Annotated in this window: 20 protein-coding genes; 5 read left to right on the top strand and 15 right to left on the bottom strand. The window is 70.3% G+C overall.

All coding sequences use genetic code 11. The features are described 5' to 3' along the window. The first annotated feature begins 24 nt into the window (after nucleotides 1-24). Nucleotides 25-1143 (top strand): glycerate kinase, encoded by a 1119-nt coding sequence (locus tag ACIF83_RS36860; protein ID WP_398140344.1) that lies wholly within the window; start codon nucleotides 25-27, stop codon nucleotides 1141-1143. Nucleotides 1144-1164: 21 nt separating this feature from the next. Here ACIF83_RS36860 and ACIF83_RS36855 read toward each other — a convergent pair whose 3' ends face one another. The 10 genes from ACIF83_RS36855 to ACIF83_RS36810 form a co-directional block, all read right to left on the bottom strand. Continuing rightward, nucleotides 1165-2382 (bottom strand): alpha/beta fold hydrolase, encoded by a 1218-nt coding sequence (locus ACIF83_RS36855; RefSeq protein ID WP_398140299.1) that lies wholly within the window; start codon nucleotides 2380-2382, stop codon nucleotides 1165-1167. A gap of 205 nt (nucleotides 2383-2587) precedes the next feature. Beyond that, nucleotides 2588-3406, bottom strand: coding sequence for a CDP-diacylglycerol--serine O-phosphatidyltransferase (gene pssA, locus ACIF83_RS36850; protein WP_393481755.1), 819 nt, complete (start codon nucleotides 3404-3406; stop codon nucleotides 2588-2590). 22 nt (nucleotides 3407-3428) lie between these two features. Beyond that, entirely contained in the window at nucleotides 3429-4085 is a 657-nt protein-coding gene (locus tag ACIF83_RS36845; RefSeq protein ID WP_399733741.1) for a phosphatidylserine decarboxylase, read from the bottom strand. A 170-nt stretch (nucleotides 4086-4255) separates the two neighbouring features. Beyond that, entirely contained in the window at nucleotides 4256-5461 is a 1206-nt protein-coding gene (locus tag ACIF83_RS36840; protein WP_393481470.1) for an acyl-CoA dehydrogenase family protein, read from the bottom strand. Further along, nucleotides 5461-5973, bottom strand: a complete 513-nt coding sequence (locus ACIF83_RS36835; RefSeq protein WP_189980545.1) for a MaoC family dehydratase — start codon at nucleotides 5971-5973, stop codon at nucleotides 5461-5463. The genes ACIF83_RS36840 and ACIF83_RS36835 overlap by 1 nt, the downstream gene beginning before the upstream one ends. A 5-nt stretch (nucleotides 5974-5978) precedes the next feature. Beyond that, the gene (locus ACIF83_RS36830) at nucleotides 5979-6938 is read right to left on the bottom strand and encodes an HpcH/HpaI aldolase/citrate lyase family protein (protein ID WP_393481466.1); all 960 of its coding nucleotides are present in this window, start codon (nucleotides 6936-6938) and stop codon (nucleotides 5979-5981) included. Next, nucleotides 6935-8962: a protein meaA gene (locus ACIF83_RS36825; protein ID WP_398140298.1), complete on the bottom strand. Its 2028-nt coding sequence runs from the start codon at nucleotides 8960-8962 to the stop codon at nucleotides 6935-6937. Before ACIF83_RS36825 ends, ACIF83_RS36830 begins: the two co-directional genes overlap by 4 nt. 9 nt (nucleotides 8963-8971) lie before the next feature. Then, nucleotides 8972-10315 (bottom strand): crotonyl-CoA carboxylase/reductase, encoded by a 1344-nt coding sequence (ccrA, locus tag ACIF83_RS36820; RefSeq protein WP_393481460.1) that lies wholly within the window; start codon nucleotides 10313-10315, stop codon nucleotides 8972-8974. A 432-nt stretch (nucleotides 10316-10747) separates the two neighbouring features. Continuing rightward, a complete protein-coding gene (locus ACIF83_RS36815; protein ID WP_399733735.1) occupies nucleotides 10748-11587 on the bottom strand; it encodes a TetR family transcriptional regulator in 840 nt (279 codons plus the stop codon). A 151-nt stretch (nucleotides 11588-11738) separates the two neighbouring features. Then, the gene (locus ACIF83_RS36810) at nucleotides 11739-13544 is read right to left on the bottom strand and encodes a 3-hydroxyacyl-CoA dehydrogenase family protein (protein ID WP_399733732.1); all 1806 of its coding nucleotides are present in this window, start codon (nucleotides 13542-13544) and stop codon (nucleotides 11739-11741) included. A gap of 388 nt (nucleotides 13545-13932) precedes the next feature. Here ACIF83_RS36810 and ACIF83_RS36805 point away from each other — a divergent pair, with 388 nt between their 5' ends. Continuing rightward, nucleotides 13933-14514: an adenylosuccinate lyase gene (locus tag ACIF83_RS36805; RefSeq protein WP_393481451.1), complete on the top strand. Its 582-nt coding sequence runs from the start codon at nucleotides 13933-13935 to the stop codon at nucleotides 14512-14514. A gap of 7 nt (nucleotides 14515-14521) precedes the next feature. On the opposite strand, the gene ACIF83_RS36800 is transcribed toward ACIF83_RS36805, so the two are convergent. From ACIF83_RS36800 to ACIF83_RS36785, 4 genes are all read right to left on the bottom strand, one after another. Continuing rightward, a complete protein-coding gene (locus ACIF83_RS36800) occupies nucleotides 14522-15040 on the bottom strand; it encodes a GNAT family N-acetyltransferase (RefSeq protein ID WP_399733728.1) in 519 nt (172 codons plus the stop codon). A 39-nt stretch (nucleotides 15041-15079) separates the two neighbouring features. Next, nucleotides 15080-15517, bottom strand: a complete 438-nt coding sequence (locus ACIF83_RS36795) for a RidA family protein (RefSeq protein WP_399733725.1) — start codon at nucleotides 15515-15517, stop codon at nucleotides 15080-15082. A gap of 69 nt (nucleotides 15518-15586) precedes the next feature. Then, nucleotides 15587-17149, bottom strand: a complete 1563-nt coding sequence (locus ACIF83_RS36790; protein WP_399733722.1) for an alpha/beta hydrolase — start codon at nucleotides 17147-17149, stop codon at nucleotides 15587-15589. Between the two features lie 136 nt (nucleotides 17150-17285). Next, nucleotides 17286-18350: an Rv2578c family radical SAM protein gene (locus tag ACIF83_RS36785; RefSeq protein ID WP_393481439.1), complete on the bottom strand. Its 1065-nt coding sequence runs from the start codon at nucleotides 18348-18350 to the stop codon at nucleotides 17286-17288. 134 nt (nucleotides 18351-18484) lie between these two features. Here ACIF83_RS36785 and ACIF83_RS36780 point away from each other — a divergent pair, with 134 nt between their 5' ends. From ACIF83_RS36780 to ACIF83_RS36770, 3 genes are all read left to right on the top strand, one after another. Further along, on the top strand, nucleotides 18485-18928 hold the full coding sequence (locus tag ACIF83_RS36780) for an SRPBCC family protein (protein ID WP_393481436.1): 444 nt from the start codon (nucleotides 18485-18487) through the stop codon (nucleotides 18926-18928). 166 nt (nucleotides 18929-19094) lie between these two features. Continuing rightward, entirely contained in the window at nucleotides 19095-21491 is a 2397-nt protein-coding gene (locus tag ACIF83_RS36775; RefSeq protein WP_399733718.1) for an MFS transporter, read from the top strand. A gap of 153 nt (nucleotides 21492-21644) precedes the next feature. Beyond that, nucleotides 21645-24098, top strand: coding sequence for a SpoIIE family protein phosphatase (locus ACIF83_RS36770; protein WP_399733715.1), 2454 nt, complete (start codon nucleotides 21645-21647; stop codon nucleotides 24096-24098). A gap of 204 nt (nucleotides 24099-24302) precedes the next feature. Here the strand turns inward: ACIF83_RS36770 and ACIF83_RS36765 are convergent, their stop codons facing one another. After that, nucleotides 24303-25628 (bottom strand): hypothetical protein, encoded by a 1326-nt coding sequence (locus ACIF83_RS36765; RefSeq protein WP_393481427.1) that lies wholly within the window; start codon nucleotides 25626-25628, stop codon nucleotides 24303-24305. Nucleotides 25629-25640: the final 12 nt, after the last annotated feature.

Below are 25640 nucleotides of genomic sequence, written 5' to 3'. Positions count from 1 at the left end.
GCTGCAGTGAACGAGACCCGCAGGGTGCTCATCGCCGCGGACAAGTTCAAGGGCTCGCTGACGGCCGTGCAGGTCGCCGAGCGGGTGACGGCCGGGCTGCGCCGGGTCGTGCCCGGCCTCGACGTCGAGGCGCTGCCCGTGGCCGACGGCGGCGACGGCACCGTGGACGCGGCGGTCGCGGCGGGCTTCGAGCGCCGGGAGATCCGGGTCGCCGGGCCGCTCGGCCAGGAGGTGACGGCCGCGTTCGCGCTGCGCGGCGACACCGCGGTGGTGGAGATGGCCGAGGCGAGCGGCCTGCAGCGGCTGCCGGCCGGTGTCTTCGCGCCGCTGACCGCCTCCACCTACGGCTCGGGAGAGCTGCTCCGGGCCGCGCTGGACGCGGGTGCGCGGACGATCGTGTTCGGCGTCGGCGGGAGCGCCACGACGGACGGCGGCGCCGGCATGCTGTCGGCGCTCGGCGCCCGGTTCCTGGACGGGGACGGGGAGCCGGTCCCGCCGGGCGGCGGCGGTCTCGCCGAGCTGGCCCGCGCGGACCTGTCCGGTCTCGACCCGCGCCTGTCCGCCGTGGAGCTGGTGCTCGCCAGCGACGTCGACAACCCGCTGACCGGGCCGCAGGGCGCGCCCGCGGTGTACGGCCCGCAGAAGGGCGCCGCCCCGGACGACGTGGCGGCCCTGGACGCGGCGCTCGCCCACTTCGCCAAGGTCCTGGAGGCGGCCGTGGGGCCGCGCGCCGCCGAGCACGCGGCGGCGCCGGGCGCCGGGGCGGCCGGCGGCATCGGCTACGGCGCGCTCCTCCTGGGCGCCCGCTTCCGGCCCGGTATCGAGGTCATGCTGGACGTGCTCGGCTTCGCACCGGCGCTGGACCGGGCCGATCTGGTGATCACCGGCGAGGGTTCGCTGGACGAGCAGACGCTGCACGGGAAGGCGCCGGCGGGGGTCGCCGCGGCGGCCCGGGCGGCCGGCAAGGACGTCGTCGCGGTGTGCGGCCGGCTCGCTCTGCCGCAGGAGGCGCTGCAGCGGGCCGGGATCGGCCGGGCGTACCCGCTGACGTCCGTGGAGCCGGACGTGGCGAAGTGCATCGCGGACGCCGGGCCGATCCTGGAGCGGGTCGCGGAGCGGATCGGTCAGGACTTCCTGCTCTGAGCGGTCGCCGCACGGTCCGTCCTACTCCAGTTCGGTCAGCTCCCCGTCCAGGTCCCGGTAGTAGCTGCCGCTCGTGAGGCCCCACACCTTCTGGTGGGCCAGCCACTGCTTCGTGATCTGGTGCAGGGTCTTGGCGGGGCGCTCCCAGACCATGGAGTGTCCCGCGCCGGCCAGCTGGAACATCAGCTTGTCCGGCCCCGGGACGGCCGTGTAGAGGTCCGGGACGGAGAAGCGCAGGACCGCCGGCACAGGGAGCGTCGGCGGGGTGTTGGCGGTCCGGTCCAGCTCGCCGTGGACGATGGCGATGGGCACCTGGTTGCCGAGCACGCTGTTGTACGTCGCGGTCTGGTTGTTCCAGCCCCACCAGAAGGAGTTCCGGAACCTGTGGACGCCCTCGTGCGTGCCGTCCGGCAGCAGGGGACCCCACTTGGCGCCGACGGGGTCGCTGTCCATCATGGCGGCCCACACCGTGTCCTCGATGCCGGGTTCCCGCTGGAGCGGGCTGCCCGTCTCGCGGTCCCATGCGATCTTGAAGCCGGTCTTGCTGTTGACGTGCATCGGGAAACCGAACATGGCCTGCGGCGGGGTCACGGGCAGGTTCGTGACCCCTTTGGGGAGCCCGAACGGGTCCGTGGGCTTCTCCGACCACCGTCCCAGCGGCGCGAAGATCGGGGCGAGGAAGAACAGGCTCTTGACCTCCGTGGGGTGCAGGAGGGCGTACGGACCCATGATCGGTCCTGCGGCGGACCAGCCGATGAAGTGGATCGGCTTGTTCATGCACCGTGACCTGACGAACTTGACGACGGTGGCCAGCTCCGCCCATTCGCTCTGCGAGGTGCCGAACTCGTGCGGGTACGGGGGAGTCCCGCACGGGGCCGCGAGCGAGCCCAGGACGTCGTCCCGCTGGGACGGGTTGGCGTTGCACGGGTCGTCCATCATCAGGCGCGGCGATTTCCCGTTGCCCTGCACGTCCATCATGTACACGTCGTAGTGCTCCTTGGCCAGCTGCTGGGCCCAGCTGTACCTGAGGGCGTCGTCCCCGGGCACTCCGGGAAGCACGAGGTCGTATCCGGCGAGCACCGGCACGCTTCTGCCGTGGAGCATCAGTACCGGCTCGGGGTCTTGGCCGTGTTGGGTGCCGTCCCACTCCCGGACGAAGAGGTTCACCTGCTTGTTCGGGTTGGCAGGGTTGTTCGAGGTGTGCACGACCGGGTGGTCTGTCTGTACAGGTCCGGGCATGGCCGTCCTCCCATCCGCATAGCGGGATGAATATCGGAAAATCCCCCTGTTTCCACCGTCCTCCAGCCCCTGAACCAGTGCAACTCGACAGAAAACGGGGGTAGTTGACGGGTCAAAGGGGAGCCGAACGCAGCCCTTGAACGCAAAACGGGTGTGGCCCGAGCCTCGGAGGCTCGGGCCACACCCGGTGTGTCGGTGCGGAGGGTCAGGGCAGCTGTGCCGCCCGTGCCTCCCGACGGTTGTCGCGGAAGTTGTTCACCCGGCGCGCCGTGGCGAACAGCGGGATCACCGCGCCCATGACCAGCTGCAGGGCGCAGCCCGTCTGGAGGAGCAGCTGGCCGCCCGGGGCGTCGAAGGCCCAGGCGGTCAGGAGGCCCATGGACAGGACGATCCAGGACAGCATGGCCACGGCGAGGCGGCCCCGCGGCTTCGGGTACTCGACCCGGCTCACCATCAGCCAGGCCGTACCGAGGATCGCCAGGAGCGTCGCGAAGAAGGGCAGCTCCAGGAGCACGATCGAGACGACCGTCAGCGCCCCGAACGGCGAGGGCATGCCCTGGAACATGCCGTTCGTCGGCGTCACGCACGAGAAGCGTGCCAGACGCAGCACCACGGCCAGGAGCACCACGATTGCCCCGACCGCCGCCACCTTCTGGTACGCGTCGTCCGCGACCATGCCGTAGACCAGCACGAAGTACGCGGGCGCCAGGCCGAAGCTGATCAGGTCCGAGAGGTTGTCCAGCTCGGCGCCCATGGGGGAGGAACGGAGCTTGCGCGCCACCAGGCCGTCGAACAGGTCGAACACGGCTGCGCACAGCATCAGGATGACCGCCGTGGCCGCGCTGTTGCGCGCCATGCCGGACTCCTGGCTGTCGGTGAGGTGCGGGATCAGGATGCCGGTGGTGGTGAAGTACACCGCCATGAAGCCGCACGTGGCGTTGCCCAGCGTGAGGGTGTCCGCTATTGAGAGGCGGAGAGAGAGGGGCATCTCCTCCTCTTCGTCCACCTCGTCTGCCTCGGGCACCCAGCCCGCCTGGGTCTCCGGATCAATCACGGTCAATGCGAGTCACCCCAGCCACGGTCTTCTGACCGACCTCGACCGCGACCTCCACGCCCTCGGGCAGGTAGAGGTCGACACGCGAGCCGAAGCGGATCAGACCGATACGGTCGCCCTGCTCGACCTTCGTGCCCTCCGGGAGGTAGGGCACGATGCGGCGGGCCACCGCGCCGGCGATCTGGATCATCTCGATGTCGCCGAGTTCGGTGTCGAAATGCCAGACTACGCGCTCGTTGTTCTCGCTCTCCTTGTTGAAAGCTGGAACAAAGCCGCCGGGGATGTGCTCGACCGACGTCACCGTTCCCGCGAGGGGCGCGCGGTTGACGTGGACGTTGAGCGGGCTCATGAAGATCGCGACGCGGGTGCGGCCGTCCTTCCAGGGCATGATGCTCTGCACCACGCCGTCGGCAGGCGAGATGACGCGGCCCTGGGCGATCTCACGCTCGGGGTCGCGGAAGAACCACAGCATGCCCGCCGCGAGCGCGGTGGCGGGCAAGGCCACGGCCTTGGCGGCGCCGGAACGGCGGGCGCGGGCGAGGCTGAGGGCTGCGGTGGCGACGGTCGGGAGAAGCCACGGCGATGCTCCGCGCGCGAGGCGTACGCCGACCTGGCGGTCGCGAGGTGCAGAGGTTTGGCTGTGGGGCATGGATGACCTTCGTAGCGGATGATGCCGCGCTCTGACGGGGGACGGCGGCTTTCCCGGGATCGTACCGGGCGCGGGCCACAACTGGGCAAGCCAGGAAGCCGAGTCGGCGGCCGAAGAGTGTCAACGGGGTGTGATCTTCTTCTCGAAGAAAACACCCCGTATCCGGACAATCAGCCCTGGAATCGATACTCTTCGAGCAGCCTGCGCCCGATGATCATTTTCTGGATCTCGGCGGTACCTTCGCCGATGAGCAGCATCGGAGCCTCCCGGTAGAGGCGCTCGATCTCGTACTCCTTGGAGAAGCCGTAGCCGCCGTGGATCCGGAATGCATCCTCCACGACCTCCTTGCAGTACTCGGAGGCGAGGTACTTCGCCATCCCTGCTTCGAGGTCGTTTCGTTCCCCGGAGTCCTTTTTGCGTGCCGCGTTGACCATCATGGCATGCGCAGCCTCGACCTTGGTGCCCATCTCGGCCAGCTTGAACTGGATGGCCTGGTGCTGGGCGATCGGCTTGCCGAAGGTGTGCCGCTGCTGGGCGTACTGGACACCCAGTTCGAAGGCACGCTGAGCGACGCCGCAGCCACGCGCCGCCACATTGACGCGGCCGACCTCCACGCCGTCCATCATTTGGTAAAAACCTCGGCCGGTGACGCCGCCGAGCACCCGATCGGCCGGAACCCGCAGGCCGTCCATGATGAGCTCGGTCGTGTCGACGCCCTTGTAGCCCATCTTCTCGATCTTGCCCGGGATGGTGAGGCCGGGGCGGACCTCGCCGAAGCCGGGCTCCTTCTCGATCAGGAAGGTCGTCATCGACTTGTGGGGCGCGGTGCCCTCGGGGTGTCCTTCGTCACTTCGGACGAGAACGGCCACCAGGGACGAGGTGCCACCGTTCGTCAGCCACATCTTCTGGCCGTTCAGGACGTACTCGTCGCCGTCCTTGACCGCCTTCGATGTGATGGCCGACACATCGGAGCCCAGGCCCGGCTCCGACATCGAGAACGCGCCCCGGATGTCGCCGGCCGCCATGCGCGGAAGGAAGTGGTCCTTCTGCTCCTGCGTGCCGTGCTGCTTGAGCATGTACGCGACGATGAAGTGCGTGTTGATGATGCCGGACACCGACATCCAGCCGCGGGCGATCTCCTCCACACACAGCGCGTAGGTGAGGAGCGACTCGCCCAGGCCCCCGTACTCCTCGGGGATCATCAGACCGAACAGGCCGAGTTCCTTCAGGCCGTCCACGATCTGCTGCGGGTACTCGTCGCGGTGCTCCAGCTCGGTCGCGACAGGAATGATCTCCTTGTCGACGAAGTCCCGAACGGTGGAGAGGATCTCCTGCTGGACGTCGGTCAGGCCGGCGGTCCGGGCGAGGCGTGCCATTACTTCTCCTGCTGCTTCAGCTCCGGGCGGCCGGGCTGCTCGCCGCCGCGCTCCTTGGTGTACGTCTCGGTGGGCACCATGACCTTGCGGCGGAAGACGCACACCAGGGTGCCGTCCTGCTTGTAGCCCTTGGTCTCGACGTAGACGATGCCGCGGTCGTTCTTCGACTTCGACGGCCACTTGTCGAGCACGGTCGTCTCGCCGTAGATCGTGTCGCCGTGGAAGGTCGGCGCCACGTGCTTGAGCGACTCGATCTCCAGGTTGGCGATCGCCTTGCCGGAGATGTCCGGCACGCTCATGCCGAGCAGCAGCGAGTAGATGTAGTTCCCGACGACGACGTTCTTGCCGAAGTCCGTCGTCTTCTCCGCATAGTTGGTGTCCATGTGGAGCGGGTGGTGGTTCATGGTGAGGAGACAGAACAGGTGGTCGTCGTACTCCGTGACCGTCTTGCCCGGCCAGTGCTTGTACGTCGCCCCGACCTCGAACTCCTCGTAGGTGCGTCCGAACTGCATCGCGCTCAGGCCTCCGGGATCTCGAACTTCGACGTGCGCTGCATGCCGGCGGCGCGGCCCTTGCCGGAGATGACCAGGGCCATCTTGCGGCTGGCCTCGTCGATCATCTCGTCGCCGAGCATCGCGGAGCCCTTCTTGCCGCCGGCCTCGGACGTGTAGTAGTCGTACGCGTCCAGGATCAGCTCGGCGTGGTCGAAGTCCTCCTGGGAGGGCGAGAAGATCTCGTTGGCCGCCTCGACCTGGCCCGGGTGCAGCACCCACTTGCCGTCGAAGCCCAGGGCCGCGGCGCGCTGGGCGACCTCGCGGTAGCCCTCGACGTTGCGGATCTGCAGGTAGGGGCCGTCGATCGCCTGGAGGTTGTTGGCGCGGGCGGCCATCAGGATCTTCATCAGGATGTAGTGGTAGGCGTCCGCCGGGTAGCCGGGCGGCTGCTCGCCCACGACGAGCGACTTCATGTTGATGGAGGCCATGAAGTCGGCCGGGCCGAAGATGATCGTCTCGACGCGCGGGGAGGCCTGCGCGATCGCGTTGACGTTGTTGAGGCCCTGCGCGTTCTCGATCTGCGCCTCGATGCCGATCTTGCCGACCTCGAAGCCCATGGTCTTCTCGATCTGCGTCAGCAGCAGGTCCAGGGCGACGATCTGCTCGGCGGTCTGCACCTTCGGCAGCATGATGCAGTCGAGGTTCTGGCCGGCCCCCTCGACGACGGTGACGACGTCACGGTACGTCCACTCGGTCGTCCAGTCGTTGACGCGCACGACCCGCGTCTTGCCCGTCCAGTCACCCTCGTTGAGGAACTTGACGATGGTGTGCCGCGCCTCGGGCTTGGCCAGCGGTGCGCACGCGTCCTCCAGGTCCAGGAAGACCTGGTCGGCCGGGAGGCCCTGCGCCTTCTCCAGGAAGCGGGGGTTGCTCCCCGGCACGGCGAGGCAGGAACGCCGCGGACGAAGACGGTTGACGGTCATGCGGGGACCTCCAGGGGGTCGAGCTTGTTCGCTTTCCGGATCTCGTCGACGATGCGGCCGATGATCCCGGTGATGTCGAAGTCCTTCGGGGTGAAGACCGCGGCCACTCCTGCGGCCCGCAGCTGGTCGGCGTCACCATTCGGGATGATGCCACCAGCGATCACGGGTATATCTGTGGCACCGGCCACACGCAGCCGTTGGAGCACGTCCGGCACCAGCTGGGCGTGCGAGCCGGAGAGGATCGACAGGCCCACGGCGTGCACGTCCTCCGCCAGCGAGGCGTCCACGATCTGCTCGGGCGTCAGCCGGATGCCCTGGTAGACCACCTCGAAGCCGGCGTCACGCGCACGGACGGCGATCTGCTCGGCGCCGTTGGAGTGGCCGTCCAGGCCGGGCTTGCCGACCAGGAAGCGGAGCTTGCCGACGCCCAGTTCCCGGGCGGTGGCGTCCACCTTGGCGCGGACCTCGGCGAGCGCCGAGCCCGCCTCGACGGGAACGGCGATGGGAGCGGAGGAGACACCGGTCGGCGCGCGGAACTCGCCGAACACCTCCCGCAGCGCGCCCGCCCACTCGCCGGTCGTGACCCCGGCACGGGCGCACTCCAGGGTGGCCTCCATGAGGTTGTCGGTGCCCTTGGCGGCCTCCTTCAGCCGCTCCAGCGCCTTGCAGGGGCGCGGGTGGTTGAAGGGCGGCTGGTAGCGGGTGTCGCGCCAGCCTCCGATCGCCTCGACGACCCGGGCCTCGACCGCCGGGTCGACCGTCTGGATCGCGGTGTCCAGGTCGGCCGTGAGCGGGTTGGGCTCGGTGGTCTCGAAGATGTTGACGCCGACGATCTTCTCCTGGCCGGACTCGATCCGGGCCCGGCGCTCGGCGTGCGAGGAGACCAGCTGCGACTTGAGGTAGCCGGACTCGACGGCGGCCATCGCGCCGCCCATCTCCTGGATCCGGTCGATCTCGGCGAGGGACTCCTCGACGAGGGAGGTCACCTTCGCCTCGATGACGTGCGAGCCCTCGAAGATGTCCTCGTACTCCAGCAGGTCGCTCTCGTGTGCGAGGACCTGCTGGATGCGCAGCGACCACTGCTGGTCCCACGGGCGGGGCAGGCCGAGGGCCTCGTTCCAGGCCGGCAGCTGCACGGCACGCGCACGCGCGTCCTTGGAGAGGGTCACGGCCAGCATCTCGAGGACGATCCGCTGGACGTTGTTCTCCGGCTGCGCCTCGGTCAGGCCGAGCGAGTTGACCTGGACGCCGTAGCGGAACCGTCGCTGCTTCGGGTTCTCGATGCCGTACCGCTCACGCGTGACCTTGTCCCAGATGCGGCCGAACGCCCGCATCTTGCACATCTCCTCGACGAAGCGGACGCCCGCGTTCACGAAGAAGGAGATGCGTGCGACCACGTCGCCCATGCGCTCCTGCGGCACCTGGCCGGAGTCGCGCACGGCGTCGAGGACGGCGATCGCGGTGGACATCGCGTACGCGATCTCCTGCACCGGCGTGGCCCCGGCCTCCTGCAGGTGGTAGCTGCAGATGTTGATCGGGTTCCACTTCGGGATGTGGGAGACCGTGTACGCGATCATGTCCGTCGTCAGGCGGAGCGACGGCCCGGGCGGGAAGACGTGCGTCCCCCGGGACAGGTACTCCTTGACGATGTCGTTCTGGGTCGTGCCCTGGAGCTTGGTGATGTCCGCACCCTGCTCCTCGGCGACGACCTGGTAGAGCGCCAGCAGCCACATGGCGGTGGCGTTGATCGTCATCGAGGTGTTCATCTGCTCCAGGGGGATGTCCTGGAACAGCCGGCGCATGTCACCGAGGTGCGAGACGGGCACGCCGACCCGGCCGACCTCGCCGCGGGCGAGGATGTGGTCGGGGTCGTAGCCGGTCTGCGTCGGCAGGTCGAACGCCACCGACAGACCGGTCTGGCCCTTGGCGAGGTTGCGTCGGTACAGCTCGTTGGACGCCTCGGCCGTCGAGTGGCCGGCGTACGTCCGCATGAGCCACGGACGGTCCTTCTGACGCTCTGTCATCTAAGGCTCTCAGACGTTCCGGAAGCGGTTGATGGCGTCGATGTGCTTGGCGCGCATCTCCTCGTCGCGCACGCCCAGGCCCTCCTCGGGGGCCAGGCAGAGCACGCCGACCTTGCCCTGGTGGAGGTTGCGGTGCACGTCGTACGCGGCCTGGCCGGTCTCCTCCAGGGAGTAGACCTTCGACAGGGTCGGGTGGATCTTGCCCTTCGCGATGAGCCGGTTGGCCTCCCAGGCCTCGCGGTAGTTGGCGAAGTGCGAGCCGATGATCCGCTTCAGCGACATCCACAGGTAGCGGTTGTCGTACTCGTGCATGTAGCCCGAGGTCGAGGCGCAGGTGGTGATGGTGCCGCCCTTGCGGGTGACGAAGACCGAGGCGCCGAAGGTCTCGCGGCCGGGGTGCTCGAAGACGATGTCGATGTCCTCGCCGCCGGTGAGCTCGCGGATGCGCTTGCCGAAGCGCTTCCACTCCTTCGGGTCCTGGGTCTGCTCGTCCTTCCAGAACTTGTAGCCCTCGGCGTTGCGGTCGATGATCGCGTCGGCGCCCATGGACCGGCAGATGTCCGCCTTCTGGTCGCTGGAGACGACACAGATCGGGTTGGCGCCGCCCGCGAGCGCGAACTGCGTGGCGTACGAGCCGAGTCCGCCGCTCGCGCCCCAGATCAGGACGTTGTCGCCCTGCTTCATGCCGGCGCCGTTGCGGGAGACCAGCTGGCGGTAGGCGGTGGAGTTGACCAGGCCCGGGGCCGCGGCCTCCTCCCAGCTGAGGTGCTTGGGCTTCGGCATCAGCTGGTTGGACTTGACGAGCGCGATCTCGGCGAGACCACCGAAGTTGGTCTCGAAGCCCCAGATGCGCTGCTCGGGGTCGAGCATCGTGTCGTTGTGGCCGTCGCTGGACTCCAGCTCGACGGACAGACAGTGCGCGACGACCTCGTCACCGGGGTTCCAGGCGTTCACGCCGGGGCCGGTGCGCAGGACGACGCCCGCGAGGTCGGAGCCGATGATGTGGTACGGCAGGTCGTGGCGCTTGGTCAGCTCGGAGACCTTGCCGTAGCGCTCGAGGAACCCGAAGGTCGACAGCGGCTCGAAGATCGAGGTCCACACGGAGTTGTAGTTGACGGAGGAGGCCATCACGGCCACCAGCGCCTCGCCGGGGCCCAGTTCGGGCACCGGCACCTCGTCCAGGTGGATCGACTTGCGCGGGTCCTTGTCGCGGCTCTGAAGGCCCGCGAACATCTCCGTCTCGTCCTTGTGCACGGTGATCGCACGGTACGACTCGGGGAGCGGCAGAGCGGCGAAGTCGGCCGGAGTGGATTCCGGCGACTGGATCGCGTCCAGGATGTCCTTCACGGTCACGGTATTGCCTCCGGCGGTGAGCGCCCTGAGGGAGGGGCGCTGGGGGTTCGTCGGTGCTGCTGGGAGAGCTGCTGAGGGTTTTGGGTGATGCCGTCGGTTCGGCGAGGTGGTGCTTCGGCAGCGCTTTGTGGCGCGGGAGGTTGCCTGTGACGCAGGCGTCCGGGCGCGCAGGCCATGAGCTTGCGGGGACAGCCGGCGAACGATCGGTCTCTGCTCGCCGGCCGCCCGGACACCTTCAACGTATGACACCGCGTGTCAGGTGGCAAGGCACTGAGTGCCATGAGTTCGCCTCAGATGAAATCTTTACGTAACAAATGAGCGATGATCGATCGAACGGCTTCTGAAATCTGCCGGAAAAGGGCCTCTGACATGCCAAAACGGCCACCCCGTGGGGTGGCCGTTGTCACAGCGGGAGCGCGTGCTCGGAGCGTCTCAGCGCTCCTTGAGCGCCTCCTCGATGGTGCGCATGACCTCGTCCAGCGGGGCGTCCGTGCGGGCGACCGTCACGAGCACCTCGCCGTGCGCGGACACCGTCGCCGGGGCCGTGGTCGCGGCCGGCCTGGGCGCCGAGCCGCGTCCGGCGCCGATGCCGGTGCCGAAGGTCTTGCGCACGATCGCGAAGGCGTGGTCGAGCTGGGCCTCCACGTCGCCCTGGCCGCCCGCCCGCAGCCAGCGCCGCAGGACGTGATTGTGGGCCGTGACGACGGCGGAGGCGGCGACCTCGGCGAGCAGCGGGTCGTCGTTGGCGTCGTCGGCGTGCGCGTGCTCGTCGAAGTGGCCGAGCAGATAACGGGTGAACAGGCGCTCGTAGCGGGCGACCGAGGCGATCTCCGCCTCGCGCAGGGTGGGCACCTCGCGCGTGAGCTTGTAGCGGGCGACCGAGATCTCCGGCCGGCCCGCGTACATCTTCATGACTTCCTTGATGCCACGGCACACGGTGTCGAGCGGGTGCTCGTGCGCGGGGGCGGCGTTGAGGACCGCCTCGGCACGGATCAGCGTGTCGTCGTGGTCGGGGAAGATCGCCTCTTCCTTGGAGCGGAAGTGGCGGAAGAAGGTGCGGCGCGCGACCCCGGCCGCGGCCGCGATCTCGTCGACGGTGGTCGCCTCGTACCCCTTGGTCGCGAACAGCTCCATCGCTGCGGCCGCCAGCTCTCGGCGCATTTTCAGCCGCTGGGCGGCGGCGCGACTGCCTGCGGCACTTTCCGGCGCGTCGGGCGTGGCTGGTGTACGTGAGGACTTGGCGGGCTGGGACATGACCCGAACGTACTGCATGTCCGCAGCTCGATGCGCAGGTCCGGGGTTTCCCCCGCCCGTGGAGGGCGGGGGAGTGCCGGGTCCGGAGAGCGCGGGAAACGCCACCGGGCCCAGCAGCCCGCCCCAGTCCGCGCCCTCGGAGGCACCGTCGAACCAGTCACCGACGCCGTCAGCGGCGGGCATACTCGCGGAAGCCGCGGCCGGTCTTGCGGCCGAGGCAGCCCGCGGCCACCAAGTGCTCCAGCAGCGGAGCCGGGGCCAGGCCCGGGTCGCGGAACTCGCGGTGCAGCACCTTCTCGATCGCGAGCGAGACGTCCAGACCGACGACGTCCAGCAGCTCGAAGGGGCCCATCGGGTAGCCGCCGCCGAGCTTCATCGCGGCGTCGATGTCGTCGAGCGACGCGTAGTGCTCCTGGACCATCTTGACCGCGTTGTTCAGGTACGGGAACAGCAGCGCGTTCACGATGAACCCGGCCCGGTCGCCGCAGTCCACGGCGTGCTTCCTGACCTTCGCGCAGACCTCGCGGACGGTGGCGTGGACGTCGTCGGCCGTCAGGACCGTGCGGACGACCTCGACCAGCTTCATCGCCGGGGCCGGGTTGAAGAAGTGCATGCCGATCACGTCCTGCGGGCGCGAGGTGGCGCGGGCGCAGGCGACCACCGGCAGCGAGGAGGTGGTGGTGGCGAGGACCGCGCCCGGCTTGCAGACCTTGTCCAGCGTCGCGAACAGCTGCTGCTTGATCTCCAGGTCCTCGGCGACCGCCTCGACGGCCAGGTCGACGTCGGCGAAGGCGTCGTAGGAGCCCGCCGGGGTGACCAGGTCCAGGGTCTGGGCGGCGGCCTCGGCGGTCATCCGGCCCTTGTCCACGGAGCGCGCGAGGGACTTGCCGATCCGCGCCTTGGCGGCCTGGGCCTTCTCCTCGCTGCGGGCGGCGAGGACGACCTCGTACCCGGCCTTGGCGAAGACCTCGGCGATCCCGGAGGCCATCGTGCCCGATCCCGCGACTCCGACGGAGCGCACGGAACGGCCCGTGACCTGTGTGTTCCCCTCGACCGGGGTCAGCGCGTCGGGCACGGTGGTGGCGCTGCCCGGCTCCTCGTACGTGTAGAAGCCGCGCCCCGACTTGCGGCCGGTCAGGCCCGCCTCGCTGAGCTGCTTCAGGATCGGGGCGGGGGCGTGCAGCCGGTCGCCGGACTCGGCGTACATGGCCTCCAGGACCGTACGCGCGGTGTCGATGCCGATGAGGTCCAGCAGGGCGAGGGGGCCCATGGGCAGGCCGCAGCCGAGCCGCATGGCCGCGTCGATGTCCTCGCGGGAGGCGTACCGGGCCTCGTACATCGCGGCGGCCTGGTTGAGGTAGCCGAACAGCAGCCCGTCCGCGACGAAGCCGGGACGGTCGCCGACCGCGACCGGCTCCTTGCCCAGCTCGATCGCGAGGTCGGTGACCGCGGCGACGGCCTGCGGTGCGGTCAGCACCGAGGAGACGACCTCGACCAGCTTCATCGCCGGGGCCGGGTTGAAGAAGTGCAGGCCGAGCACGCGCTCCGGGCGGGCCGAGTCGGCGGCGAGCCGGGTGACCGACAGGGCGTTCGTGCCGGTCGCGAGGATCGTCCCGGGGCGGACGACGGCGTCCAGGTCGCGGAAGATCTGGTGCTTGATCTCGTACGACTCCGGGGCCACCTCGATGACCAGGTCGGCGTCGGCGGCCGCGCCGATGTCGGTGGACGTGCGGACCCGGGCGAGGACGTCGGCGCGCTCCTGCTCGGTGAGCCGGCCGCGCTCCACGGCGCGGGCGGTGGCGGCCTCCAGGGCGGCGACGGACTTCGCGGCCTGGTCCTCGCTGATGTCGATGCCGATCACCTCGCGTCCGGCCTTCGCGAGGACCTCGGTGATGCCGGTGCCCATGGTGCCGAGGCCGACGACGGCGATCGTCTTGAGCGGGGACAGGGGGGTGTCGGACAGGGGAGTGGCCATCGCGGGACTCCAGGAATGAGGGTGACGACTGGGAACGCACCGGGTGCGCCAGGAGGCGCACACCGGGGCGGAGAGAAAAGAAAGGAGATGCGGGTGTTTCCGGGCTGCAGGCGCACACGCCCGGTGGGCCGTCGCCACGGGCGTGCACACGCCCGGGAGAGGCTGATTCCGACCGGCCCTGTCCCGGAGCCGGGTCGTACTGCGGTACCGATGTACCGAACCGACCAACTCACGACGGCTGCGTCACCAAACCGTCGTCAGTGGATGTGCGAGTGGGTAACTCGCTCGTCTGAGCTTAACCGGCGAGTAACGAGCGCGCCAGACCTGGGCCGGACCGAGTTTGTGATGTAGCTCCCTCCACGGGTGCGCCCCGCCTAGGCTGGTCTTCGTGGACGAAGAGTTGCGATCGCTCACGGAACGCATGCGGCAGGAGTCGCGCGGCTCGGCGGCGTACGAGCAGCTGGCGGCGACCGAGGACCATGACGAACTGGCGGAGGTGCTCACCGCGCCGGGACAGCCGTTGTGGGCCAGGGAGCTGGCCGCGTTCCGGCTGGGCGTCGCCGGCGATCGGCGTGCCTTCGAGTCCCTGGTGCTGCTGCTCAACCACCGCGACCCACCGCGCTGCGCCTCCGCCGCCTACGCGCTCGCCCGCCTCGGCGACCCGCGCACGGCCCGCGCGGCCGCCGCGCTCGCCACCAACGAACTGCGCGTCGCCTACGCCCTGCACCCGGTACGGCTCCTGGTCGAGCTGCACGCCCCCGAGTCCGTGCCCGCGCTGATCACCACCCTGGAGCGGCGGCTGCGCCCGCACGACCCGTACCGGCGGGTGGCGCTGGCCTGCGTGGAGGGCCTCGGCACCCTCGGCGACGGCCGCGCCCGCCGGGTCCTGAACGAGGCCCTCGCGCATCCGGCGCTCGCCGAGGCGGCGGTGCACGCGCTGGCCCGCATCCCGCAGCAGAAGCAGAGCTGACGCCCGCTCACAGCTCCCTGACGTACCGCACCTCGGGTACGGCCACGCCGTCCACGTCGAAGGGCTCCTCGGCGCCGTCCGCACGGAAACCGGCCCGCTCGTAGAAGCGGCGGGCGCGCGTGTTCTCCTTCAGGACCCACAGGAACATGCGCGGGTACCCCGAGCACCGCTCGACCGACGCGGCCAGCAGCGCCCGCCCGATCCCACTGCCCATGTGTTCGGGATCGAGGTAGAGGGCGTACAACTCGCAGTCCCCGGTGCGCACCTCACCGTCCCGGTAGGGCCCGTGCGCCGCCCAGCCGACGATCCGGCCGTCCTGCTCGGCGACCAGGTTCGCCACCGCGCCGTCCCCCTGTCCGAACCATGCCCGCCGCTTCTCGGCGTCCCGCGCCACGCTGAGCGCGTCGAGGTACGGCTGCGGCATGAGCCCCCGGTAGGCGTGCTGCCAGCCGCGGACACGGATCTCCGAGACGCGGTCGCAGTCGTCGAGGGTCATCGGACGGATGTGCGGAAACGGGTTGTTCATGGCGGCACCCTAGAGATCCGCTCCCGCATGCGCCCCTGTTTATCCGCCCACCACCGCGAGCGCCTCGACCTCCATCAGGAACTCCGGGGCGACCAGCGCGGCCACCTGGACGGCCGAGGCCGCCGGAAGACGGTCGTCGGGTATGTGCGCGGCGCGGGCCATTGGGGTCTCCCCTGCTCGAACGCAGTTGAGAGCTTGGGGAAGGATCGCCGGCAGGTGGGCGATGTCCGTGACGAAGTAGGTCAGTTTGACGACGTCCTGGAAGCCGGCCCCCGCAGCGGCCAGACAGCGCTTCAGGTTCTCGAACACCTGCCGGGCCTGCGCGGCCGGGTCGCCCTCGCCGACGAGCTTGCCGTCCTCGTCCAGGGCGAGCTGGCCGGAGACGGCGACGAGGCGGCCGGTCGCGCTGACCACGTGGCTGTACTGGGCCGCGGGCGCGACCCCGTCGGGGGCGGGGATGCGGGTCGGTTCGCTCATGCGTCCCATGGTGGACCACGGGTCCGACAACACCTCCCGCCATGCCCCCGACGGGCCGTCAGGAGCCGTTCAGCGGCGGAGGCCCAGCAGGCCGTGCAGGGTCGAGCCGCGCGACGACGTCGAGGCCGCCTTCGCCTTGAGCGGCTTCGGGTCCGGGGACTTCCGGCACACCGCGTCGGCCGTGCCGGTGCCGTGCGGGACCTTGCCGCTCGTCAGATAGTCGGACAGGTACTTGTCCAGGCAGCTGTTGCCGCTCAGCGTGATGCCGTGGTTGCCGCCGCCGTCCTCGACCACCAGGCTGGAGCGGGCCAGCAGGTGGTGGGCCGTCACACCGCCGGGATACGGGGTCGCCGCGTCGTCCGTCGCCTGGAACAGCAGTGTCGGCGGCAGTTTGCCGTTGGCGATGTTCACCCGCTTCAGGGTGCCGGCCGGCCAGTACGCGCAGGGTGCGTTGTACCAGGCGTTGTTCCAGGCCATGAAGGGTGCCTTCGCGTACACCCCCCAGGTGTCCGTCCGCCAGCGGTTCCACGAGTGCGGCCAGGAGGCGTCACGGCACTGCACCGCCGTGTAGACGCTGTAGCCGTTGTCGCCCGAGGCGTCCACGGCGGCGAAGTGCTGGTACGCCTCCACCAGCGGCTCGGCGTTCTTGTCGCGGACGTAGGCCGAGAACGCCTGGGCGAGGTAGGGCCAGTACCCGTTGTAGTAGCCACCGGGGATGAAGGTGTCCTCCAGTTCGGAGGCGCCGACCTTGCCGCCGGCCGGCTTGTTCGCCAGGGCCTTGCGCATCGCGTACCACGCGGCCTCGACCTTCGCGGGGTCCTTGCCGAGCCGGTACGTGGAGTCGTACCTGGCGATCCACGCCATCAGCGCCCGGTGGCGGTCGTCGAAGGCGTAGTCCTGGCCGAGGTTGTCCTCGTACCAGATGCCGGTCGGGTTCACGATGGAGTCCAGCACCAGTCGGCGGACCCGGTCGGGGAAGAGCTTGGCGTAGACCGCGCCCAGGTAGGTGCCGTAGGAGTAGCCGAAGTAGCTGATCTTCTGCGCGCCCAGGGCCTGCCGGACCGAGTCCATGTCCTGGACCGCTTCGACGGTGTTGATGTACGGCAGGACGCTCGCGTACCTGCGACCGCAGGCGGCGGCGAAGGACTGCGCGCGCTGCAGGTTCTTCTGCTCCAGCGCGGCCGTGGCGGGCACGGTGTCGGGACGCACCGTCCTGAAGTGGCGGGGTGAGCAGTCGAGGGCCGGGGTGCTGCGGCCCACTCCGCGCGGGTCGAAGCCGATGACGTCGTACTGCGCCGCCACGCTCCTGGGCAGCGCGGACGCGACGAACCCGGCGAGGGTCAGACCGCTGCCGCCGGGGCCGCCGGGGTTGACCAGCAGCGGGCCCTGGGACGTCGCCGCGGTGTGCGGGACGCGGGACAGGGCGAGGGTGATCTGCGTGCCGGACGGGTGCGTGTGGTCCAGTGGCACCTTCAGGGACGTGCACTGGAGCGTGGGGTAGTCGCTGGTGCCGCAGGTCTTCCAGGTGAGCTTCGCCGCCGGAGCGGTGGGGGCCGCCTGCGCGGGCACGGCCGTGACCGAGCCCGCCGCCACGGCGGCGGCTGCGCACAGCATCGCTGCGCGTGTCCTCATGGGTCCTCCCGGGACGGAGGGTGATGCGAACCGCGAGGCTCACGGTTCTCGCCGCATCGTCCCGAAGAGAGCGCCCTGAAGAACCTACTATGTCAATAGTTGACCCAATTGGGTCGAGGGATGCCCTCCAACGCGCTCAAAGAAGGGTGAGTTGGGTCGGCTCGGACACGGCTGGAGGCTCGGCGGCCGGCGGGGCCTCGGCCGGCCGGATCCGCCGGGCCATGCCCGCGCGCGAGGGCCCGATGCCGTACTCCTGTGCCAGCTCGTGCACCTGACGCGTGATCCGGCGCTGGTACCACTTGGGCGCGTAGGCGCCCTCCGCGTACAGCCGCTCGTAGCGGCGCACCAGGTGCGGGTGGTGCCGGCCGAGCCAGGCCATGAACCACTCCCGGGCGCCCGGCCGCAGATGCAGCACGAGCGGAGTGACCGAGGTGGCCCCGGCCGCCGCGATCGCCCGCACGGTGTCCCGCAGTTGGGCCGGGTGATCGCTCAGGAACGGGACGACCGGGGCCATCAGCACCCCGCAGCCGATGCCGTGCTCGCCGAGGGTGCGGACCACGTCCAGGCGGCGCTCGGGCGCCGGTGTGCCCGGCTCCACCGTGCGCCACAGCTCGGTGTCGGTGAAGCCCACGGAGACCGAGATGCCGACGTCCGTCACCCGGGCCGCCCGGGTCAGCAGCTCCAGGTCGCGCAGGATCAGCGTGCCCTTGGTCAGGATCGAGAACGGGTTCGCGTGCTCGGTGAGCGCCGAGATGATGCCCGGCATCAGCCGGTAGCGGCCCTCGGCGCGCTGGTAGCAGTCGACGTTGGTACCCATCGCCACGTGGTCGCCCTGCCAGCGGCGCGAGGCCAGCTGGCGGCGCAGCACCTCGGGCGCGTTCACCTTCACCACGATCTGGGTGTCGAAGCCGATCCCCGTGTCGAGGTCCAGGTAGCTGTGCGTCTTGCGGGCGAAGCAGTACACGCACGCGTGCGTGCAGCCACGGTAGGGGTTCACCGTCCATTCGAACGGCATGCGCGAGGCGCCCGGCACCCGGTTCAGGACCGAGCGGGCTCGCACCTCGTGGAAGGTGATCCCGCGGAACTCCGGCGTGTCGAAGGTGCGGGTGACGACGGCGTCCGCGCCGAACAGCGCGGCATCGGCGGCCCGGCCGTGACCGCCGGACTCCCCGGAGTCCACGGTGAGGTTCTCCCAGCGCATGACGCCTCCTAGGTAGCGCTCGCGCACAGAATAGAACATACGTTCCCATGATCGTGCGACCCCGATTTGGGTGGCCGGGCGCCGGGGTGGTTGGCTTGCTCCAACCCCGAGAAACCAGGTCCTGGAGGAACGCAATGGCGCAGGTCGAAGCCACCACGGAGCGGGTCGTCGCGGCGAACGCGGAGCAGGTGTTCGACGCGCTCGCCGACTACAGCGGCACGCGGCAGCAGCTGCTGCCCGAGCACTTCAGCGAGTACGAGGTGCGCGAGGGCGGCGACGGCGAGGGCACCCTCGTCCACTGGAAGCTCCAGGCCACCAGCAAGCGTGTCCGCGACTGCCTCCTGGAGGTCAGCGAGCCCAGCGACGGTGAACTCGTCGAGAAGGACCGCAACTCCTCCATGGTCACCACCTGGCGCGTCACCCCGGCCGGCGAGGGCAGCTCCCGGGTCGTCGTCACCACCACCTGGAAGGGCGCCGGCGGCATCGGCGGCTTCTTCGAGAAGACCTTCGCGCCCAAGGGCCTCGGCCGCATCTACGACGCGATCCTCGCCAACCTCGCCGCCCAGGTGGAGAAGTAGGGCCAAACTCCCGCCGGTGAAGGGGTGTTGCGCCCGGCGTTGCGCCCCCTCACCGGTTCGAGTGGATCTCTGTCCCGTCCGGGATTGCACCGTAACTCGCCGTACTTGTTCGCAGTTGTCGCCTTACGCGGGAAATGTGTGACAGGCGCGACGAGGGGAGCCGTACGTGGGCGGGACGACTCTGGTGCAGCACGAGCCGGCCGCGACACCGGCCCCGGCGGAGACCGCCGACGAACCTCCGACCTCCGCCCCGGCCGCCGGACTCGGCGCGCGCCGGGTGCGGTTGGTCTTCTTCGGGCTCATGCTCGCCCTGCTCCTCGCCGCGCTGGACCAGATGATCGTCGCCACCGCGCTGCCGAAGATCGTCGGCGAGCTGCACGGCCTGGACCGGATGTCCTGGGCGATCACCGCCTATCTGCTCACCTCCACCATCGGCCTGCCCGTGTACGGCAAGCTGGGCGACCTCGTCGGCCGCAAGGGCGTCTTCCAGTTCGCCATCCTGGTCTTCGTCGTCGGCTCCGCGCTCGCCGGGCGCGCGCAGAGCATGGACCAGCTGATCGCCTTCCGCGCCCTCCAGGGCGTGGGCGCCGGCGGGCTCATGATCGGCGTCCAGGCGATCATCGCCGACATCGTGCCGTCCCGGCAGCGCGGCCGCTACATGGGCCTGATCGGCGCGGTCTTCGGCCTCGCCTCCGTCGCCGGACCGCTCCTCGGCGGCTACTTCACCGACCATCTCTCCTGGCGCTGGTGCTTCTACGTCAACGTCCCCTTCGGCGTGGTCACCCTGGCCGTCGTCACCGTCGTCCTCAAGCTGCCCAGGCCGCGGGTCCGCGCCCGGCTCGACGTGCTCGGGGCGCTGCTGCTCGCCGCGGCCTCCACCTGCCTGGTGCTGCTGACCAGTTGGGGCGGCACCGAGTACGCCTGGGACTCCCGGGAGATCCTCGGCCTCGGCGCGGGCGCCCTCGCCGCCACCGTCCTCTTCCTCGTCGCCGAGCACTTCGCCGCCGAACCCCTCATCCCGCTCAGGCTGTTCCGGGACTCCGTCTTCAATGTCACCGGTCTGGTCGGCCTGGTGATCGGCGTCGCCCTGTTCGGCGCGGCCAGCTATCTGCCGACCTTCCTGCAGATGGTCGACAGGGCCAGCGCCACCGAGTCCGGGCTGCTCATGCTGCCCATGATGGCCGGCATCGTCGGCGCCTCCGTCATCGGCGGGCAGCTCATCACCCTCACCGGCCGCTACAGACTCTTCCCGCTCCTCGGCTGCGTCATCTCCGCAGTCGGCATGTGGCTGCTGTCCCGTCTGGAGACCGGCACACCCCGGCTGCACTACAGCATCTGGATGGCCGTCCTCGGCGCCGGCATCGGCCTGGTGATGCCGGTCCTCGTCCTCGCCGTGCAGAACTCCGTGCGCCCCGCCGACCTCGGCACCGCAACCAGCGCCAACACCTACTTCCGGCAGATCGGCGGCAGCGTCGGCGCCGCGGTCTTCGGCACCCTCTTCGCGGACCGGCTCGCCGACGCCCTGCACCGGGAACTGCCCCCACGCGCGGGCGCCCGGCTGCCCGACCCCGAGTCGCTCACCCCGCAGCTCGTCCACGCGCTGCCACCGGCCCTGCGCGACGCCTACATCCGCGCCTACGCCGACGCGATGCCCCGGATCTTCCTCTACCTGGTCCCGGTGCTCGTCCTCGGCCTGCTCATCGCCTTCTTCCTCAAGGAGAAACCGCTGGTGTCCCACAACGCCACCGAGACGGAGCCCCCCGCCGTGAACGCCCCCATCCCACAGGCCCGTTCGCCGCACACCGCCGGAATCCCGGTGTGCGGCACGGTGCAGCACCCCGACGGGACCGTGGTGCCCCGCGCGGCGCTCACCCTCATCGACGTCTCCGGACAGCAGATCGGGCGGGGCGCGAGCGGCGAGGACGGACGGTACGCGCTCGCCACCCCCGGCTCCGGCTCGTACGTGCTCATCGCCGCCGCGGGCGGCCACCAGCCGCAGGCCGTCTCCGTGACCGTCGGCGAGCGGCCCGTCGAACTCGACGTCGTGCTCGGCGGCGCCGGACGCCTCGCGGGCAGCGTGCTCACCGCCGACGGCAGCGCCGTCCGGGACGCCACCGTCACCCTCACCAACGTGCACGGCGAGGTCGTCGCGGCCACCCGCAGCGGCCGCGAGGGCGGTTACGTCATCACCGAACTGGTCGCCGGGGAGTACACCCTCGCCGCCAGCGCCCCCGCCTTCCGCCCAGCCGCCCTCCCGGTCACCGTCCAGGCCGCCCGGGAGACCCGGCAGGACATCGAACTCGCGGGCGGCGCCGTCCTGAAGGGCACCGTCCGGACGAACGGCGGCCGCCCCGTGGAGGACGCCCGGGTGACGCTGCTGGACGCCGCGGGCAACGTCGTGGACACCCTCACCACCGCAGCGGACGGTTCGTTCCGGTTCGTGGACCTGTCCTCCGGCGAGTACACCGTCATCGCCGCAGGTTACCCACCAGTCGCAACCGTCCTGCAGGTCGCGCGCGGCGGCCGCACCGAACGTGACCTGCAACTCGGCCACGAGGACTGAGCTGCGCGCCCGCAGGGCGCTGAGCTGCGCGCCGGGGCGATCCGGTGAAACAAATTCCAGGATTGCCACACATCGCGACCGGCCGCCGCCGTACCGTAGTGGCGGGCGGCACAGATCGTTTGCGAACAGCCGTGGGGAGAGAGGGCCTGGGCCATGGACCGTGGCAGCGAGCGGGACGTACCTCCCGGCCGCGGCGCCGGCGACGCGGCCGCGGGCCGGGTTCCGCTGGGCGTGGTCGTCGTCGACCGCGACGGCTTGGTGTCCCACTGGAGCAGCGGCGCGCGCCGCCTGTTCGGCGTGGACCGGGAGGACGCGATCGGGCGTCCCGCAGTCGACCTGCTCCCCGTCTCCGGTGCACTCTCCGACGACCTCCCCGACGACGCGCTGCCGGACACCTACGGTCTCCATCAGGCGCACGACGGGCTTGGCCCCGACCTGGAGTCCTCCCTCGACGGTCGCACCGGCTACGCGACCGCGGGCCGCGCCCGTCTGTGCCCGGACGAGGGCGACCGGACCCGCATCGACGTGCTCTGGTGGGCCTACCCGCTGATCGGCCCGGGACCGTCCCGGCTGCTGGTCCTCGCCGCCGACGCCACCCGGCTGCGCGACGAGCGCGGCTACGACGACGAGACCGCCGAACGCATCTCGCCCGGCTTCGCCCGTCACACCGAGCTGCCCGCCTCCGAGGACCTGGAACGCCGGCTCCCCGAGATCCTGCCCAACATGGGCCCGGAACTCAGCGGCCGCATCGTCTCCCAGGTCCTCGAACTCGGCTACCCCGTCCTGGAGTTCAGCCAGTACGACCGGGTGCCCGTCACCCCGTACTGGGGAGTCCCGCGCCGCCCCGGCCGCGGCCCCGTCGAAGCCGTCGTACCGCAGCAGCGCACCGCGCCCGTGATCCCCACCGGAGCCGAGTACGACCTCGAGTACGCCGCCGTGCGCGAGCGGCTGGAGTTCCTCAACGAGGTCAGCTCCGGCATCGGCACCTCGCTCGACCTCGGCGAGACGATCCGCGAGGTCACCAGTGCCGCCGTACCGCGCTTCGCGGACTTCGCCGGCACCCACCTGCGCGCCGCCGTCCTGGCCGGCGAGGGCTTCCCGGACGGCCCGCCGGACGCCAGCACCGTGATGTTCCGGGTGTGGGTCGAGCACAACGACGAACCGGGCCGCTGGGACGACACCGTGCCGGTCGGCGAGGCCTTCGCCTTCCCCGAACACACCCCGTTCTACAAGTGCATGGTCACGGGCGAACCGGTCCTCATCCCGAGGGTCACCGAGGAGCTGTCCAACCGCATCTCCGGCGAGTTCGAGAAGCGCGACCTCAGGCCGCTCATCACCCACCGCTCCCTGCTCATCGTGCCGCTCAAGGCGCGCAACGTCGTGCTCGGCTTCATGGTGCTCATGCGCCGCCCCGACCGCCCGGCGTTCGACGACATGGACCGCACCACCGGCGCCGAACTCGCCGCCCGCGCCGGCCTCGTGCTCGACAACGCCCGCATGTACACGTACCAGGAGAACGTCGCCGACACCCTCCAGGACAGCATGCTGCCGCAGGTGACCCCGCGGATGGCCGGCTGTGACGTGGCGACCCGCTATCTGCCCGGCACCCGGCTCGGCCGGATCGGCGGCGACTGGTTCGACACCATCAAGCTGCCCGGCTCGCGCACCGCCCTCGTGGTCGGCGACGTCATGGGCCACGGCCTCAACTCGGCCGCCATGATGGGCCAGTTGCGTACGGCCGTACAGACCATGGCCACCATGGAGACTCCGCCGGCCCAACTGCTGCGCAACCTGGACGACCTGGCCCGGCGACTCGGCGAGAACTACCTCGCCACCTGCCTGTACGCGGTCTACGACCCGATCCGCGGCGAACTGCACCTCGCCAACGCGGGACACATCCCGCCCGTCCTGGTGCGCGCCGAGGACGGCCGCAGCGAACTGCTCGACCTGCCCACCGGCGCTCCCATAGGGGTCGGCGGTGTCGCGTTCGAGTCCACCGTCGTCCGCGTCAAGCCCGGCGACCGGCTGGTGCTGTGCACCGACGGACTGGTCGAGGTGCGCGGCTCCGACATCGGCGAGGGCCTCGCCGCGCTCTGCGAGTCCGCAGCCCACCCCGCGGCCTCCATGGACGTCGCCTGCGACACCATCATCCGCGCCCTCAACACCCGCGGCGGCCGCAAGGACGACGTCGCCCTGCTCATGGCCCGGCTCAACGGCATCCCCGACGACCACGTCGCCGAGTGGCACCTCGACGCCGCCCCGCAGGAGGTGGCCCGGGCCCGGCGCCTGGTCCACGACCAGCTGCTGGAGTGGGGTCTGCCGCAGACGGTGGAGACGGCGCAGCTGCTGGTCAGCGAGGTCGTCACCAACGCCGTCCAGCACGGCTCGGGCGGCCGGATCGGACTGCGGGTGGTCCGCACCGACGCCCTGCTCTTCGAGGTCACGGACGACGAACCGGGCCTGCCCGCGATGCTCAGTACCGGACCGTACGACGAGTCGGGCCGCGGACTGCGCGTGGTCAGCCGGCTGGCCCGCGAGTGGGGCGCCAGCGCCACCGGGCACCGCAAGACCGTCTGGTTCGAACAGGCCGTCATCGGAAGGCAGTGAACCGGGAGGCGGCCGCGTCCCTCAAGCATGTACACGTAGCGGCGTCTTCTGGTGCGGGCGGGTGGAGCCGGACGGCCCCGAATCCACGGTCTGGCATGAGCGTTGAGCTGAGTGGTGGCCAGCTCGGTGGCCTTGGCGAGGGCGCCGGGATCGGCGAAGGACTGCCTGGCCAGGGCGGTGGTACGGCGCTCTGCACGGGAGGACTCACTGGGCGTGCGGTCCTGCGTCGGAGTGGTCCGACGGACGGAGGTGGGCCACCAGGGAGGGTGAGGTCACGACATGGCCGGCCGGTGTCACATCGATGACCTCGGCCCATAGGGCTGCGTCGGAGGGGAGGGGAGGGTCCTGGCGGGCTGTCCGCTCCCGTACCCGGTTCAAGAAGGCCTCCAGGCCGTCGCTCTCGGAATGCGCGGCGGCGTACTCCCGTGACAGCCCTGTGGTGGGGCAGTGGGCGTAGGTGGGGGTGGCGTAGCGGACGGTGCCGTCGAGCGAGCGCAGGGTGATGACCGAGATGGGCTTGTACGCGGCGGCGAACATGGGCAGGTTCGAGAAGGGGAAGACCCGATCGTCGAAGGCGAAGGAGAGGACGACGCACACCGCGAAGACCGCCCAGGGCAGCGGGTCCAGGTGCAGTTCACCCAGCGAGCCGCCCAGAGAGGGCAGGGGCAGGGCGGCCAGGGCGGCCAGCATGGCGTTCTCGCGGAAGTCGACGGCGAGTAGCCACAGGGTGCTCAGGTGGAAGATCACCAGGCAGGCGCAGAGGACCAGGCGCGGACCGTAGCCGAGCAGGACCAGCGGAGTGCTGAACTCCATCAGCAGTGCTGTCCACAGCAGTACGACGCCCCAGTCGGGGTTGCGCACCAGGGTCCAGGGCAGGCCCTTCTCCTCGACGAGCTTGCCGTCGCCCCGCCGGTAGTGGGCGAACAAGGTGATGTAGAACGGGAAGAGTCTGCGGTCCGGCCAACGTAGGCCCCGCTTGCGGACCTTGGAGACAGCGGAGACGACGTAGTGCGCGCCGATGGCCGCCCATACGCCCTGGGCGATCCACAGCGTCACCGTGCGCGGCTCGTCGGCGTGTCCGGCCACCACGGCCGCGACGCCGGCCGCGGAAGCCGCGAGCACGGCCATGCCCGTCAGGTGCAAGTGGTGGTGGACCTTGAACTTCTTGGTCCCGTCGTCCTCTTCGGTGACGTACCCGGCGAACTCCTGTGAGAGGTAGACCACCGCGAGGAGGGTGAAGACCGCCGCGATCACCACGAGCGCGACGACGCTGAGCAGGTCCGCGGTGAACAGGGCGGCTGCCACGACGAGCAGCGCGGACAGGGCGATACGCGCCCCGGGGGTGACACACCGGGTCCCCAGGCGTGCCCCGAGGGTGTCTGCCCGCCAACTGACACTCGTGTCCAGCTCCTTGATGGGCTCGAAGGCGGCAAGCAGCACAACCAGGGCGAGTAGTCCTCGAAAGATCGCGTCGGCGGTGGAGCCTGGCGCGGTCCAGCCGTTGTGCCAAGTGGTCCAGTCGAGCAGCACGGTGCAAGCCTC

The sequence above is a fragment of the Streptomyces sp. NPDC085866 genome, from assembly GCF_044541035.1.
Taxonomy (GTDB): domain Bacteria; phylum Actinomycetota; class Actinomycetes; order Streptomycetales; family Streptomycetaceae; genus Streptomyces.
The sequence above is the reverse complement of the archived record's forward strand: the minus strand, read 5'-3'. Positions and strand labels throughout refer to the sequence as shown.